Raw genomic sequence first — 15,457 nt, 5'->3', positions numbered from 1 at the left:
GCGCATGGAACGCTCCTTGGCTGATTGCAGCATGTAGATCTTGCAGCATCTGCGCTTGCCGTGGAATCGACCAGATGCGGTATTCGGCCTCCTGCATTTGTAGTATTCTTGACGCTACGGCATTCGAAAGCTTCGTGGGATGAGTTCGCCGTGGTGTCCAATGATGCTCTGAAAGCTCGGACGCTCGATGCCCTGTCCGGCCGCGAGCGCGCGGTCGCGGAAAAATTCGCGTCCGGCTTGACCTATCGCGAGATCGGCGAGGCGCTGTTCATCGCTCCCACCACCGTGCGCACCCACCTTGCAGCCGTTTATGAAAAACTCGGGGTGCGTAACAAGATTGGGCTCGCTGGCCACTTTGCAGGTCGTGCCGGTGCCGCGGAAAGGAGCGGCTTGCCGGTGCTGGCAGTGCTGCCGATCGAGAGCTATAGCCCGGACGGACAATGGTCGCGATTTGCCGACGGCCTCTCAGCCGACATCATCACCGATCTTGCTCGCTATTCCAAACTCTCGGTGATTGCCTTCCACACGATGAAGGCCTGCCGAGACAATGTTCGTCAAGGCAATCTCGGCGTTGCTGCAGTCAGTCGGGACTTGGGCGCCGACTATGTCCTGGAAGGTCAACTGCGCGCCGACGACCGGCGTATCCGGCTCACGGTCCAGCTTTCCGATGCGCGCAGCGGCGGCAGCCTGTGGAGCGAACGCTATGACCGCCCGGTCGAGGACATCTTCACGCTGCAGGACAGCCTGACCGAAAGCATTATCAATGTGCTGGCCGGCAGTTACGGTGCGCTCGCGACGGTGGGCCGCAACGCGGTTCGCCGCAAGCCGCCGGCAAGTTTGCGAGCCTATGACTGTTATCTGCTTGCCGTCGAGCAGCAGGACACATTCAGCCGCGCCGGCAATGCGGAGGCGATCCGCCTGCTTTCACGCGCTCTGGAGCTTGATCCGACCTTCGTCAGGGCGTGGACCGAACTTGCCTACGCCTATTCGATCGAGGCCTGCAGCGGTTACAGCGACGATGCGCAGCGTTCGATCCAGAACTGGCGGTCCGCGATTGAAACCGCCATTCAGTTCGATCCGACGGACAGCCACGCCTGTACCTGCCTTGGCGATCTCCTTGGATGCCTCGGCGATCTCGAAGGGGCGGAGCGCGCGCACCAGCGCGCCCTGGAATATGGCTATAACCATGCCGACACGCTGGCGCTGCTAGGCGGCAGCAAGGCTCTTGTTGCCGGCGATCCAGCCGAGGCGATCCCGCTCATCGAGCGCGCCATGCGCCTCAACCCCTTGGCGCCGCCCTGGTATTTCGGCATGCACGGCCGCATCCTGTTCGCCGCCGGCAGGCATCGCGAAGCCATTGCGGCGTTGCGCAGAAGTTCGCCGGACTCTTCGAACATGCTGATGTTCCTGGCGCTGGCGCATGCGGCGGTTGACGAAACCGACGAGGCCGCCAGCTTCGCGGTCCGCCTCAAGAAAGAATTTCCGGAGTTTTCCGTCGAAGGCTTCATCACGCATTATCCCGTGACCAATCCGGACGCCGCGCAGGCCATTCGCCAAGCCGCCAAGCTGGTGAAACTCAACTAGCTCACATTGAAATCGTGTTTCTTCTCAAAGCGATGCCGGCCAGATGTGAATCTGTTTGAGAGGCGAGCCGCGAGCGATTCTGTACACTCGTATACGAGAATCCACATATCCGCGCGAGCGCCTTTCTGCTAGTCAAAGCCGGCAGGACAGGGAGGCGTCGATTGCGTGGTCTCGGCGAAGGCTTGGTGCAGAAACCGCTGACGGTGGCGGAACAGGTGGCGAATGTGCTGCGCGAATCGATCGCCGACGGCAGCCTGGCGGCGGGCACGCCGCTGCGCCAGGACGACCTTGCCGAGCGCTTCGGCTTCAGCCGCATGCCTGTCCGCGATGCGCTGCGCCAGCTCGAGGCCGAGGGTATCGTTTCGATCCATCCGACCAAGGGTGCGCATGTTGCCAGGATGGACACGACCGAGATCAGGGAGATCTTCGCCGTCCGCGAATTGCTCGAAAGCGAAGCGCTGCGGCTCTCGGTCCCGAACCTCACCAGGGAGAAACTCGACGAGGCCGGCCATGTGCTCAACCAGATCGACGCCGAGCCGAATGTCGGCCGCTGGGGCACGCTGAACCGCGTCTTCCATCTGGCCCTCTACAGCGCCTGCGGCAACGCCCGGCTGCTTGGCCTGATCGAGGCCCATCACAATGCCGCCGACCGCTACGTGCGTGTTCTCCTGTCGAACCTCAACTATCGCAGCCAATCGCAGGAGGAGCACCGCGACCTGTTGACGACCTGTCGCCACCGCGATGCCGCCGCGGCCGTCCGCGTCCTGCGCAAGCATCTCGGCGACGGCATGGCAACGCTCGCCCAGGCCGGACCAGCGAGAAAGCCCTGATCCTTGCCGGGACGATCACGCAAGCCCATGACGCCGCGACCAAACAGCGGCCGACCGCGCCCCGACCCCGGAGGCAGCCCACCCGGAGCCAAGCCCCCGGGCGTGAGCCTTTGCCGGGCGCTGTCGAAGCTCGGCCTGTGCTCGCGCAAGCAGGCGGAGGTCCTGGTCGCCGAAGGGCGCGTCAAGGTCGCGGGCAAGATCGTGCGCAACGGCTCGATGCGCGTCGATCCCGGCCGCGACCGCATCGAGGTCGACGACAAGCGCGTCGTCGCCGAGCGCAAGGTCTATCTGATGCTCAACAAACCGCGCGGCCTGGTCACCACCCGCGACGACCCGCAGGATCGCGGCACCGTCTATGATTGCCTGGCCGGGCTCGACCTGCCTTTCGTCTCGCCGGTCGGCCGCCTCGACAAGGCCAGCGAAGGCCTGCTCCTGATGACCAACGACACGCGCTTTGCCCAGCGCCTGCTCGATCCCGCCTCGCACGTCGCCAAGATCTATCACGTGCAGGTCGGTGCCCTGCCCGACGCGGCCCTGTTGGCGCGGCTGCGCGCCGGCGTGACGGTCGATGGCGAGCTGTTGACGGCGCGCTCGATCGATATCCTGCGCAGCGGCACCAGCACCGCCTGGCTGGAAATCACGCTCGACGAGGGCCGCAACCGTCACATCCGCCGTATGCTGGACGCCTGCGATATCGAGGTGCTCCGCCTGCTGCGGGTGGCGATCGGCCGATTGCAACTCGGCGACCTCGCCAAGGGCAAGGCGCGCCATCTCACGGCCGAAGAGCTGGCGCTGTTTGCGGCGTGAGCGAAGATGCATCGCTCTCCCTTCTCCCCTTGTGGGAGAGGGTGGCCTCGCGAAACGAGGTCGGATGAGGGGTGTTCCAGCTTGGCACCAACAGTGATCCTTCCAACACCCCTCAACCGTCTTGGCGCTACGCGCCAATCCACCTTCTCCCACAAGGGGAGAAGGGCAGTCCTCACTTCGCGTCGTGGAAGATGATGCCGACGGTGTGGCGCATGCCGGAGCGCAACCTGCTGACGCCGTGCCTCAAATTGACCCTGTAACTGCCCTTGGTTCCCTGGACCGGGCGGTTGTGAACCGCGAAGGCCACCGCGTCGCCCTGGCTGAGCGGCACCACCTCGGCCCGGCTCTGCATGCGCGGCCGCTGTTCGGTCAGCACGAACTCGCCGCCGGTGAAATCCTTGCCCGGTTCGGACAAGAGGATCGCCACCTGCAGCGGAAAGGCAAGGTCGCCGTAGAGATCCTGGTGCAGGCAGTTGAAGTCGCCTGGGACATATTGCAAGAGCAGCGGTGTCGGCCGCGTCTGGCCCTCGTCGTGGCATCGCGCGATGAAGGCCGCGTGCTCGGCCGGGTAGCGCAGGGCGATGCCCATGCGTTCGTTCCAATCGTTGGCAATCGCGGCAAGGCGCGGATAGAGCGCGCTGCGCAAAGCCCCGATCAGGTCGGGCAAGGGATAACGGAAATAGCGATACTCGCCCTTGCCGAAGCCGTGCCGCGCCATGTGGACATGGCTGCGGAAATGGTTCTCCTGCGGATAGAGCCCCGCGATCTGCCGGCATTCCAGCGGCGTCAGCAGCTTTTCCATCACCGCGCAGCCGTAGGCGTCGAGTTCGCCGGCCAGCACGTCCCAATCATATGCGGCGACCCGCGTTTGCGCCGACCGGACCGCCGCTTTCGAATCTATCGAATGGATGGTCATGGCTTTGCCTCCAATGGCTTCTTCTGCCATCAGAGATGGGTGAAACAGTACGCGCGAACCACCCGTTTCCTGCCAACCGGCCGCGCCAAATGCGGGGCTCACAAACTCAAGCACCGGTGGCGCCGTTTGCAGGCACTGGCCTCACCGTTCCACCCCGCAAAGTGGTGAGCTGAGGACGGCGCCGGGCATGATCGTTGCCCCGAATGAAACTGCCGATCTCCGCGACGAGGGATCGGCAGCTCCGCGCGCCAGTTCTAAATCAGCTTCTCCAGCGTGATCGGCAGGTCCCTGATCCGCTTGCCGGTGGCATGGAAGACGGCGTTGGCGATCGCCGGCGCCACGCCGACGATGGCGAGTTCCCCAACTCCCTTGCCGCCAAGCGCGGAGGAATGCGGGTCGGGAATGCCGACCGAGATCACCTCGATGTCGGGAATGTCGGCATTGGTCGGCACGAGATAATCAGCCAGGTTGTTGTTGACGATGCGGCCATGGCGGCGGTCGACGATGCCTTCCTCCAGCAGCGCCTGGCCGATGCCCATGATGATGCCGCCCTTCCACTGGCTTTCGGCGAGCTTGGGATTGTAGAGCCGGCCCGAATCCAGCGCCGACACCACGCGCGACACCCTGACCGTGCCGAAATCCTCGTCGACCCGCACTTCGATGAAATGCGCGCACCAGCTGTAGCGCGAATAGTCGCCCTCGGTGTGGGGAAGCGCCATGGCGATGGTGGTGTAGTTCTTGTAGCGCTCCTCGGCCGTCGAATTGGCCGGCATGGTGTCGCCCTTGGCTTCGATCCGGTCGCGCCCGACGCTGGCCAGCAGCTCGGCGATCGAGACCTCAGGGCCTTCGCCGCGCGGCGAGGTGATGCGGCCATTGGCAACGACCAGCGTGTTGGCCTGCAGCGCATGGAACGGCGAGCGCTGATCCGAGATCGCGAGCCCCACCAGTTCGTCGAGCGCCGCACTCGCCGCCTTGTGCACCGCCCCGGTCATCACGCCGGCCAGCCGCGAGCCGCCGGTGACGCCCGCGCGGGCAAACCGGGAATCGCCGAGCTTGACCACGACGTTGTCTGCCGGCACGCCGAGCGTTTCGGCGGCGGTCTGCGCCAGGATCGTGTAGGTGCCCTGCCCCATATCGATCGACGAGCTTTCGACCTCGACCGAGCCGTCGGCGAGGATGCGCACCATGGCCTCGCCATAGGCGCGCCGCACCGGATAGGTGCCAGCGGCCACACCCCAGCCGATCAGCTGGTTGCCGTCGCGCATCGAGCGCGGCTCCGGGCTTCGCTTCGACCAGCCGAAGCGTTCGGCGCCGGCAGCATAGGCCTCGCGCAACTGCCGCGTCGACCACGCCTTCTTGGCGTGCGGATCCTGCTCGGCATAGTTCCGCAGCCGGATCTCCAGCGGATCGATGCCGACCTCGTAGGCGAGCTCGTCGATGGCGCTCTCGATGCCGAAGGCGCTCGGATTCTCGCCTGGTGCGCGCATCGCGCCGGGCACCACCGAATTCACCCGCACGACATTCTGCCGTGAGGAGAAATTGGGCGTCTGATACATGATCGAGGTGGTCGAGCCCAGCGGCTCGACCCACATGCCGTCGATGGATGTTTCATTGACGCCGCGATGCACGATCGACTGGATTATTCCATCGGCGTCGGCGCCGATCGTCACCGTCTGCCGCGTCGCCGCCCGGCCACCATAGCCGGTGAAGGTCTGCGGCCGTGTCATCACCAGTCTCACCGGCCGTTCCAGCATCCTTGCGGCAATCGCCGCCACCGCGCCATGGCCGAGCGCCAGCGCCTTGGAGCCGAAGCCGCCGCCAATATAGGGCGACACCAGCCGCACATTCTCGAACGGCACGCCGAACCATTCGGCATAGGTGCGCGCCATGCCGTCGAGCCACTGGCTCGGCTCCCACACAGTCAGTTGGTCACCTTCCCAGCGCGCGATCAGCCCGTGCGGCTCCATCGGCGCCTGGTATTCGCGCGGCGTGTTGTAGGCGGCGCAGATCCTGACCGGGGCGGCGGCGAAGGCCGTCGCCGCGTCGCCCCATTCCTTGGTCATCGCGTCGATCGGGATGCCGTCGCCGGCCTTGGCATCGCTGAGGTCGACGATGGCCGGCGTCTCGTCATAGCTGACCTTGACGAGTGCGGCCGCCGCGACGGCCTGCTCGAAAGTCTCGGCCACCACCGCCGCGACATGCTGGCCGCTGAAGGTGATGTCGTGCGCCAGCGGGCAGTAGGGCGCGTCCGGCGGCGGCGTGCCCAACCAGTCCGAGGCGGTTTTCAGCGGCGGGATATTGTCCCGCGTCAGCACTTTGAGCACGCCGGGCGCGGCTTGCGCAGCGTCCGTGTCGATCGAACGCACCTTGCCGGCGGCAATCGTGCTTTCGACCAGCACGGCATAGGCGAGACCGTCGAGCCGTTGCTCGACCGCGTATTTGGCCGCACCCGTGATCTTGGCCGGGCCGTCGACGCGCGACAGCCGGCCGCCGACGGCCTCCGTGCCGTCGGAAGCGTCACCATGTCTTTTCATGTGAACGGTCATGCCGTTTCTCCCAATTTGAGGATGGCGCGGGCGACGACACGCGGCGCCAATTCGATCTTGTAATGGTTGGCGCCATGGTCGACGGCGCCTTCGACGGCGAGCAGGCTGGCGCGCTTGACGGCATCCGCGTCCAGCACCTTGCCCTTCAGCGCCGCTTCCACACCGCGCGCCCGCCACGGTTTGGTGGCGACGCCGCCAAGCGCCACGCGCAGATCACGGATCGTGCGGCCGTCCGCCTCGAATTCGATACCGACAGCAGCGCTTGCGGCGGCAAATTCATAGGATTGCCGGTCGCGGACCTTGAGATAGGTCGAGCGTCTGGCAGCGGTGGAGCCGGGAATGCTGATCGCAGTAATCACCTCGCCCGGCTGGATCGCATGTTCACGCTCCGGCGCAGCACCCGGCAGCAGGAAGAAGTCGTCGACCGCGACCTGGCGGTCACCGAGATGCACCATTGCATCGAAGGCTACCAGTGCAACGGCGAGATCACCGGGATAGGTGGCGATGCAGGCTTCGCTGGTGCCGAGCACGGCATGGCCGCGCGTCACCCCGCCGATCGCCGAACAGCCGCTGCCGGGCCTGCGCTTGTTGCAGGCGGGGAAGTTTTCGCCATCGCGGAAATAGGGGCAGCGCGTGCGCTGCATCAGATTGCCGCCGATGGTCGCCATGTTGCGGATCTGTGCCGAGGCTGCCTGCCACAGCGCTTCCGAGACGGCGGGATACCGGCTCTTGATATCGGCGTGGTCGGCGATGCCGCTCATCTTCGCCAGCGCGCCGATGGTGGCGCCGCGGTCATCGACCGTGATTGCATCAAGCCCCTTAAGATGGGTGATATCGACCAGCGTATCAGGCTCGGCGACACCGCATTTGGCGAGATCGATGAGCGTGGTGCCACCGGCAAGCAGCATGGCGCCCGGCAGCGCCGAGGCCTGGCGTGCAGCGTCGACCGAACTGGCGCGCAGATAGGAAAAATCCCTCATGACGCGACCTCCAATGCCGCCTGGCGCACGGCGGCGACGATGTGCGGATAGGCGCCGCAACGGCACAGATTGCCGGCCATGTATTCGCGGATCTCGTCATCCGACCCGGCATGGCCTTCGCGGATGCAGGCGACAGCCGACATGATCTGTCCGGGCGTGCAATAGCCGCACTGGAAGGCGTCCTGTTCGAGGAAGGCCGCCTGCACCGCGTGCAGCGTGCCATCTGCCTCGGCCAGCCCTTCGATGGTGGTGACCGCCCTGCCCTCGGCCTGGACGGCAAGCGTCAGGCAGGCGAGCACGCGCTCACCGTCGACATGCACGGTGCAGGCGCCGCACTGACCCTGGTCGCAGCCCTTCTTGGTTCCAGTCAGGTCGAGATGATCTCGCAAGGCATCGAGCAGCGTAACGCGCGGCTCGACTTCCAATTCGTGGCGATGTCCGTTGATTTGAAGTTGGATGGGGATTCGGGTTTTGCTTGTCATGGGGCGTCTGGCTCCATTTGCTTGACGCTGAGGGGACGATTTGGTGCCTGGCCGGGAGGCGACAAGGTCACCAGATGGCTAGGTTGGAGTTCACAGGGAGATTGGCGGCTCCGCCGCCTTCGCCAATCTCCAGCGGAAAGAGAAGATCGTGGCCTGAAGGTTCGAAGGACGTGACATACCGGGTCCCCTGATTATATGATAAGGGTGCTCCACTAAAACGGAGGCGCCTCCGTTTATTACGTGGGGGCTGACCCGCATGGGTTCAAGCCCCATATTCGACAGTGGAGAAAAAATTGGCTTCGCAGCCGCCCGTGACAATTGAAGACAACCCCGACGCCGCAGCGACAAAAAAGCTGCGCGCCGATGCGCAGCGCAACCGCGACAGGCTGATCGAGATCGCGGCGGCCGCGTTTGCCGCGCATGGCGTCGATGCCTCGCTGGAGGAGATTGCCCGCCAGGCCGGCGTCGGCATCGGCACGCTCTACCGGCATTTTCCGACGCGCGAGCATCTGGTCGAGGTGGTTTATCGCCGCGAGGTGGAAGGGTTATGCCAGGCGGCCGAAGAGCTATCCCGCACCGAGGCGCCTGATGTCGCGCTGGAACAATGGATGCAGCGCTTCGTCGACTACATCGCCACCAAGCGCGGCCTGACGACGAGCCTTCGCATCCTGATGTCCACCAACTCGACGCTGTTTTCGGATATTTCGGGCCGGGTGACGCAGGCGCTGCGACGGCTGGTCGAGGCGGCGGTGGCCAACGGCTCTATCCGCGGCGATGTCGACGCCTCCGATGTCCTGCACGCGCTGGGCGGCATCTATTCGGCGCCCGACACCAAGGACTGGCGCGACCGCTCCCGCCGGCTGGTCAAGCTGCTGATGGATGGCTTGAGGTTCGGGGCTGGGAAGCCGGCCAAGGATGGATGAAGGGGCGGGCAACGCACCGCCCCTGCTCTTTGGCGCCGGATGCTCCGGCGCGCTTCAGCCGCCTTTGGTCTGCTCCGTAAGCAGGCACAAAGCCGAAATGCAGGCACCCACGCCGTGCCTATGACGCGGCGCGCAGGCTCGGACGGACGCGCCGCCTGCTGGTGGCGCGGGCCTTCTCCGCCACCACGCCGGCGATCTCGACCACGGTGTCTTCGCGCGACCTGGCGTTTGTCACCTTGTGGAGCCGCTCATAGGGCAACAGCTCCTTGACCCGGGCGTTGAGCGCCGCCACTTCGGCGCGCAGATCCTCGCATTCCTGCCTCTGGACATCGTGCTGAATCTGTTCGGAAGCCTGCTGCAGGGAAAGCTGCGAAAGGTTAGCGCTCACCGTCGAAAGGCTCATCTTGTCGTGCTCATTCTCCTTGATGAGCGCGGACAATTTCTGCTCCGCGATCTGCTTTTCGGCAACGGCATCGCTCCATTGAGCCTTGAGACTGGCGATCTCGCCGGCGGCTTCGCTGTTCTCGTGCGAGGCAAGCTGCAATCGCGATTGCAGGCCCTGGATTTCAGACCGCAGGCCGCTCATCTCGGCCAGGCTGCGTTGCAGTTCGGCTTCCTTGTCGCCTTCCCTGATACGCGCCGTTTCGGTCATTTCCGATAGTTTGGCTTGCGCGACATCGAGTGATTTCTGCAGCCGCATTTCCTCTTTTTCGCTTTTGCCGAGCGCAGCCAGCAGGTCGGCAAGCCGCGCCGCGTCATTGGCGTGGATAGTCGACAGTTCATCCAGCCTGTGCCGCGCCTCGGCTTCCCGCTTCAGCGCCTTGTCGAGGTCGATCGACAGGCTGACATGCTTTTCCCGCAGCATCTCGTTCTCGCGCGAGCGTCTGTCGACCTCGACCGTCTTGGCCGAAATCGTTTTGACGAGATCGCCGAACTCCGCCTCGCGTTTCGCGCTCGCATTGGCTGCCACGACCAGTTCCAGCCTGGCCGCGGCCAGCGCACCGCGAAGCGCCTCCTTGTCCTCGATCAGGCTTGTCTCGCGCTGCTGCAGGGCCTCGATGGCGCTATCGCGCTCGCGCTGCTTTTTGGTCGCATCGTGAAGCTGGTCCGACAGCGCTCTTTGCTGCGTGGTCAGGCTGGCATTTGTCAGTTCCAATTCGTTGGCGCGAAGAATGTCGCCGTGAAGAAGCTTCAAATATTCGCCTGTCAAATGATGTGAGGTCGCGATCTCCGACAGCTTCGCATTGATCTCCCCCATATAGTCCTGCGCATCGTGGAAGAGCTCGTCGACGGCATTCAATGCAGCCAGTCGCGTCTGGGCGTGGGAAGTCAGCCGCCGCGCGGTTTCGCCCGAATTGTCCTCTGGCAATGCATTGTCCTCAGACAGCGGATTGTACTCAAGCAGCGCGTTGTCATTCCTGGCCGCGAGATTCTCGTCCGAGATACCGACCGCGTCCTCCGGCGGCCACTCATCGTCCAAGTCGATACATTCATCGAACGCATTCGCCAGATCGGATTCGAGCTGCTCGAATGCTCCATCCACAACCTCGGCACGCTTGATCAGAGCTTTGAACTTCATAACCGGACTCCCTTCTCGTACAACGCCATCAGGAAGGGAGCTTTCAGGGTTTGATCCTCGCCTCCCATACAGGCCGGATACAAACTCAACCTCTCTCCCGATTGTGAGCGCATAGGGCCAAGTTAACGCTAGGGACAGGCTTGGCTACTGTCCTCGTCTGTTCGAATGACACAAACCGCGATACGACCATCACCTCGCCGATGGAAGCCGAATTGAAAAACGTAAGAATGCTGGGCACTTATTATAAAGCCGGCTAATCATTATGCCTCCAGTACAACTTCCTCGCGTAGGGCCGCGTGGCTTCTAGCCGAGAGAGGGCGACATTCTCCTCACGGGTTGGAGACGCCGAAGCCGGCAAGTGGCAATCATCGGGCCAGGTCTTGCTTCGGCAACAGCTATTTGCCCTCGAAGAAATGATGGATCGCGGCTTCCAGCTTCTCGTGAGATGACGGTTACGACTGCTGCCAGCCCAGATCAGGGCGTTCAGCCGCATCTCCTTGTTGAGAAATTCACTTTCCCGGATTCCAGCAAATATTCAGCGATCTCATAGTGCCGCCCTTGATGGCCTCGATGAGCGCGTTGTTTCGTTCTATCTTGCCCAAAGGGCCGAGAATCCCAGGGCAATTCTGATTACCGTGCGGCCTGCGCTGTTCGCACTCGTCGTAAAATGCTAGCTTTCATTTGACGCGAAACGGTGCAAAACGGACATGAAGCAACGCAAGCCTGACGATCCCCTGGCGATTGCGATTGTCGCAACGCCGGAGGCTGCCGCCTCGGTTGTCTACGGCATCTACGAAGTCATGTCCTCGGTAGGGCTTGCATGGCAGCTTTTGCACCGGCAGCACCCTGCCCCCGTTTTCAAGCCGGTTGTTCTCTCCATGGATGGCCAGCCATTGCGTACATTCAACGGTGCGACGATCCACCCGGACGGCCGTTTCGCCGATCATCCGTCGCCCGACATCGTGATCATACCGGATCTGGCGGTGATGCCGGGCGATCCAGTGCCCAACACCTATTCCGCTATCGCCGACTGGATCTGCGGAGCCCACGCCGAAGGCGCCATTGTGTGCTCCGTCTGTACGGGTTCGACCCTGCTTGCGATGACCGGCCTGCTGGACGGAGAAGATGCGACCACCCATTGGGCGTGGGAGAACGATTTTCGCAGCCGGTTTCCGCGGATCAAGCTGCGCAAGGAGCGCGTGCTGGTGCCGGCTGGCGAAGGCCACCGTGTCATCACGGCCGGCAGCACGACGTCCTGGCACGATCTGCTGCTTTATCTTATCGCGCGGGTCCACAGCCTGGAGGAGGCGCGTCGCATCGCAAAGTTCTTCCTGCTGCAGTGGCATGCAGACGGGCAGCTCCCCTTCGCCTCGCTCACCGTCACGCGCCAGCACAAGGACCCGCTGGTCGGCGCCGCGCAGTTGTGGGCAGGTGACAACTATGCAAGCGCGACCCCGGTCGCGGCGATGGTTGAGCAGAGCGGGCTTACCGAGCGCAGCTTCCTGCGTCGCTTTCGCGCTGCCACCGGCCAGTCCCCCATTGAATATGTCCAGACGCTGCGCATCGAGGAAGCCAAGCATCTGCTCGAAACCACCGACATGCCGCCGGACGACATAGCGGGCGAGGTCGGCTATGTCGAGGCGTCGAGTTTCCGTCGCCTGTTCAGGAAACTTGTCGGTCTTTCACCGGCCGCATACCGCCGCCGCATGCTTCCGCCTCCGGCCGCGTTCTTCCAGGCTGCCGCTGGATAGAAGATTGTACACGCCGCTTGCAGCTTGACATTGGCTTGCGCGCCAACCTGTCCGTTTCGGACCGTTTATTTCCAAAGCTGACCTGTTCCCTCAAGCTCCTCCCGCATAGACACCAGCCACCCAAGTGGAACCCGGCTCGCCGCTCAACGACACCAAGTGGAGGGCACGTCGGCAACCATCTGGAGACGACCAATCTGTCGATGCTGGCCCGCAGCCGTCCTCGAAAAAGGACGTGCCCGATCTCGTCGTCAGACTTCGCTCGAAGCCACTGAAAAGCTTCGGAATTTGACAAACCGGCCGAACCATCAGGTTCGCCCGAACCCGTTCGCCTGCCTTCAAGAGGGGGGTGAACCTGAAAGGAAACGATCATGAAACTGACCTACATCGCTGCAGCGTTCGCTGTTGCCTCTCTCGCCTTCGCAGCGCCGGCCAAAGCCCAGCAGATGCCGACGCCCGAACAGACTTATAGGGACGTCCAGGCTGCCTACGGCTTCGTGCCGGGCTACGTGAAGGCGTATCCTAAGAGCGCCGTCGCCGGTGCCTGGGCCATGAGCAAGGGCCTTGCAGCGGACCCGAGCAACAAGCTCGATCCGAAAGTCAAGTCGCTGATCAACCTCGCGGTCGCGGCGCAGATCCCCTGTCAGTACTGCATCTGGCTCGAAACCAGCCTCGCCAAGAAAGCAGGCGCGACGGACGAGGAAGTCGCCGAAGCCGTCGTGCAGGCGGCGTATGTGCGCCACTGGAGCACGGTGTTGAACGGTCTCCAGGTGGATTTCGAAACCTTCAAGGCCGATTTCGGCGGCGAGTAAGAGCAGGTCTCAACTGTTCTACCCAGGGCGGCGGCTTGCCGCCCTGGGTAGCGCCCCGGAAAGCAACGGGCCCGCCAACACCGGCAAAGGCGTCGCCGGAAGGACATGAACATGGAACTTTTGGTCAACTTTGCGAACATTCTGTATGTGATCGCGTATTTTACCATGGATATGCTGCGTCTGCGTCTCCTGACGATCGTGGCAGCCTGCTGCCTGGCAACATATTTCTATAGCCAGCCAGAGCCAATGCTTAACGTGGTCGCCTGGAACATGTTCTTCATCAGTCTGAACATGCTCCAGATCTTTCGCCTCCTCAAAAGCCGGTCGACGCCGATTGCGCGAAAATGATTGCTGGTCGCTTGGCGCCGGCGGTTGGCTGTAGTGGGAAGCGAGCTTACTTGCCCTCGAAGAAACTATGGATCGCGGCTTCCAGCTTTTCGATGAGGTGACGGTTACGGCTGCTGCCCGCCCAGATCAGGGCGTTCAGCCTCATCTCCTTGTTGAGAAAGTTCACTTTCCCCGATTCCAGCAAATATTCCGCGATCTCGTAGTGCCGGCCCTTGATGGCTTCGATGAGCGCGTTGTTTCGTCCTGTCTTGTCCGGCAGGTTTACGTCGGCACCATTCTCCAGAAGCAATTTGACGACATCCAGATGCCCGTTCTTTGCTGCTTCAATCAGCGCCGTTCTGCCATAGTAGTCGGCACGCGCATTGATCTCTATTTTGGGATGTTTTACGAGGGCCGAAACAGGGGCGTAATGGCCCCCGGCCGAAGCCAGGCTCAAAGGCGTGCTCTTCCATTTGTTCCTGGAGTTCACATCGATTGCCGGGTGTTCGATCAACGTTTCGACCACCGCGATGCGGGCATTGAGGGCGGCAAGATGAAGCGCCGACCAGCCGCCTTCGTCCATTTCGTTGATATCGGCGCCGGCCGCCAGTTCCGATCGGACGGCCTGCGCATCGCCTTTTTCCGCCGCGACCAGCAGGTTCGACCAACCCCTGGCGCCTTCGGCCTCCAAACTTGTTATCAATGCAGTCTCCTCCAGAACACACCCACAGAATATCACATCTTTGGCCGACATCCTCCGGATCCGGCTTTCCCTGGAAAATCACATTTTCCCTGGAAAACTCATCGAGCAAGCCACGTGCAGCAATGCCTCCTGCTTCTCGCTACCAGAAGCTTAGGTGGATCAGCCCCGTACCTCTTTGTCCTCACATTTGCCTGATAGCGACTCGCCTTGGCGGGCATTGAGACTAGATAGAGCGTGCGCCGGGCGGAACGATGGAGAAGGACCTGAACATGCCTGAACAGAATACCTTGAACAGACCCGAACAGATTGCCTTGAACGATGGGTCCGTCATTCCCCAGATCGGCCTTGGCGTGTGGCAGGTCGATCCAGCCGTCACGGCGCAAGTCGTGGGCTGGGGGATCGAGGCCGGCTACAGATTGATCGATACCGCCGAGGGCTATCAGAACGAGGAAGGGGTCGGACAGGCAATCCGCGCGGCCGGCGTGCCGAGACGCGAGCTGTTCATCACCTCGAAACTGCGCAATGGCGCGCATCAGCGTGACGCCGCCCTGCGGGCTTTCGACGAGACGATGAGCAAGCTCGGCATAGACCGGATCGATCTGTTCCTGATCCACTGGCCGGTGCCCAGCCAGGATAAATATGTCGAGGCATGGAAGACACTGATCGACCTCAGGCGAGCCGGCCGCATCAAGTCGATCGGCGTCTCGAATTTCAACCAGGACCATCTGGAGCGGATCATCGGCGAGACCGGTGTGACACCCACGGTCAACCAGATCGAACTGCATCCCCGCTTTCAGCAGCGCGACGTCAGGGAGTACCACTCTCGGCACGACATCCGCATCGAGAGCTGGAGCCCGCTGGGCAGCGGCCGGCTGTTAAACGACCCGACCCTTTCCGGCATCGCCAGGAAGCACGGCAAGTCGGTGGCCCAGATCATCATCCGGTGGCATCTTCAGGAAGGGCTGATCGTCATTCCGAAGTCTATCCATCAGGAGCGGATCGCCGCCAATTTCGACGTCTTCGATTTCGAGCTGGGACCGAACGACCTCGAGGCCATCCGCGGCATGGATTCGCCCGACGGCCGCAACGGCCCGAACCCCGCCACGGCGGCATTTTTGTTCTGAAAGTCAAGCCCGAAGAGCCGACGGCGACGCTGCTGATCTACCTCATATGGGAGATTGGCAGCGTCGCCCTCGGATGGACAAGGGATTGGATGGCCC

The 15,457-nt window shown here is 62.9% G+C and carries 14 protein-coding genes; 8 read left to right on the top strand and 6 right to left on the bottom strand.

Features of this window, described 5'->3' with window-relative positions; genetic code table 11:
* Positions 1-153: 153 nt before the first annotated feature.
* The 3 genes from C9427_RS20955 (at position 154) to C9427_RS20945 (ending at position 3,221) form a co-directional block, all read left to right on the top strand.
* A complete protein-coding gene (locus tag C9427_RS20955; protein WP_245437122.1) occupies positions 154-1,584 on the top strand; it encodes a LuxR C-terminal-related transcriptional regulator in 1,431 nt (476 codons plus the stop codon).
* Between the two features lie 161 nt (positions 1,585-1,745).
* Complete coding sequence (locus C9427_RS20950) at positions 1,746-2,414, top strand: GntR family transcriptional regulator (protein WP_167434421.1); 669 nt, start codon at positions 1,746-1,748, stop codon at positions 2,412-2,414.
* 27 nt (positions 2,415-2,441) lie between these two features.
* Positions 2,442-3,221, top strand: coding sequence for a pseudouridine synthase (locus C9427_RS20945; protein WP_425351668.1), 780 nt, complete (start codon positions 2,442-2,444; stop codon positions 3,219-3,221).
* A gap of 172 nt (positions 3,222-3,393) precedes the next feature.
* Here C9427_RS20945 and C9427_RS20940 read toward each other — a convergent pair whose 3' ends face one another.
* The 4 genes from C9427_RS20940 to C9427_RS20925 form a co-directional block, all read right to left on the bottom strand.
* Positions 3,394-4,137, bottom strand: a complete 744-nt coding sequence (locus C9427_RS20940) for a 2OG-Fe(II) oxygenase (protein WP_107651072.1) — start codon at positions 4,135-4,137, stop codon at positions 3,394-3,396.
* 254 nt (positions 4,138-4,391) lie between these two features.
* Entirely contained in the window at positions 4,392-6,683 is a 2,292-nt protein-coding gene (locus C9427_RS20935) for a xanthine dehydrogenase family protein molybdopterin-binding subunit (protein ID WP_107651003.1), read from the bottom strand.
* Positions 6,680-7,663, bottom strand: coding sequence for an FAD binding domain-containing protein (locus C9427_RS20930; RefSeq protein ID WP_107651002.1), 984 nt, complete (start codon positions 7,661-7,663; stop codon positions 6,680-6,682). The genes C9427_RS20935 and C9427_RS20930 overlap by 4 nt, the downstream gene beginning before the upstream one ends.
* The gene (locus C9427_RS20925) at positions 7,660-8,145 is read right to left on the bottom strand and encodes a (2Fe-2S)-binding protein (protein ID WP_107651001.1); all 486 of its coding nucleotides are present in this window, start codon (positions 8,143-8,145) and stop codon (positions 7,660-7,662) included. The genes C9427_RS20930 and C9427_RS20925 overlap by 4 nt, the downstream gene beginning before the upstream one ends.
* A gap of 293 nt (positions 8,146-8,438) precedes the next feature.
* On the opposite strand from C9427_RS20925, the gene C9427_RS20920 reads away from it, so the two are divergent.
* Positions 8,439-9,068, top strand: a complete 630-nt coding sequence (locus tag C9427_RS20920; RefSeq protein ID WP_107651071.1) for a TetR/AcrR family transcriptional regulator — start codon at positions 8,439-8,441, stop codon at positions 9,066-9,068.
* Positions 9,069-9,186: 118 nt separating this feature from the next.
* Here the strand turns inward: C9427_RS20920 and C9427_RS20915 are convergent, their stop codons facing one another.
* Positions 9,187-10,647, bottom strand: coding sequence for a coiled-coil domain-containing protein (locus C9427_RS20915; protein ID WP_107651000.1), 1,461 nt, complete (start codon positions 10,645-10,647; stop codon positions 9,187-9,189).
* 707 nt (positions 10,648-11,354) lie between these two features.
* Between C9427_RS20915 and C9427_RS20905 the strand changes: the two genes are divergently transcribed.
* The 3 genes from C9427_RS20905 to C9427_RS20895 all read left to right on the top strand — a co-directional run bounded on the left by C9427_RS20905 (position 11,355) and on the right by C9427_RS20895 (position 13,555).
* Entirely contained in the window at positions 11,355-12,398 is a 1,044-nt protein-coding gene (locus tag C9427_RS20905) for a GlxA family transcriptional regulator (protein ID WP_107650999.1), read from the top strand.
* A gap of 368 nt (positions 12,399-12,766) precedes the next feature.
* On the top strand, positions 12,767-13,207 hold the full coding sequence (locus C9427_RS20900) for a carboxymuconolactone decarboxylase family protein (protein WP_107650998.1): 441 nt from the start codon (positions 12,767-12,769) through the stop codon (positions 13,205-13,207).
* Between the two features lie 111 nt (positions 13,208-13,318).
* Positions 13,319-13,555 carry a YgjV family protein gene (locus C9427_RS20895; RefSeq protein ID WP_167434420.1) on the top strand — a complete coding sequence of 79 codons (237 nt, stop codon included), beginning with the start codon at positions 13,319-13,321 and terminating at the stop codon, positions 13,553-13,555.
* 46 nt (positions 13,556-13,601) lie between these two features.
* Here the strand turns inward: C9427_RS20895 and C9427_RS20890 are convergent, their stop codons facing one another.
* A complete protein-coding gene (locus tag C9427_RS20890) occupies positions 13,602-14,288 on the bottom strand; it encodes an ankyrin repeat domain-containing protein (RefSeq protein ID WP_245437121.1) in 687 nt (228 codons plus the stop codon).
* A 218-nt stretch (positions 14,289-14,506) separates the two neighbouring features.
* Between C9427_RS20890 and C9427_RS20885 the strand changes: the two genes are divergently transcribed.
* Complete coding sequence (locus C9427_RS20885; protein WP_107651070.1) at positions 14,507-15,361, top strand: aldo/keto reductase; 855 nt, start codon at positions 14,507-14,509, stop codon at positions 15,359-15,361.
* Positions 15,362-15,457 lie beyond the last annotated feature (96 nt).

The sequence above is a fragment of the Mesorhizobium helmanticense genome (assembly GCF_003034915.1).
GTDB lineage: Bacteria > Pseudomonadota > Alphaproteobacteria > Rhizobiales > Rhizobiaceae > Mesorhizobium > Mesorhizobium helmanticense.
The sequence above is the reverse complement of the archived record's forward strand: the minus strand, read 5'-3'. Positions and strand labels throughout refer to the sequence as shown.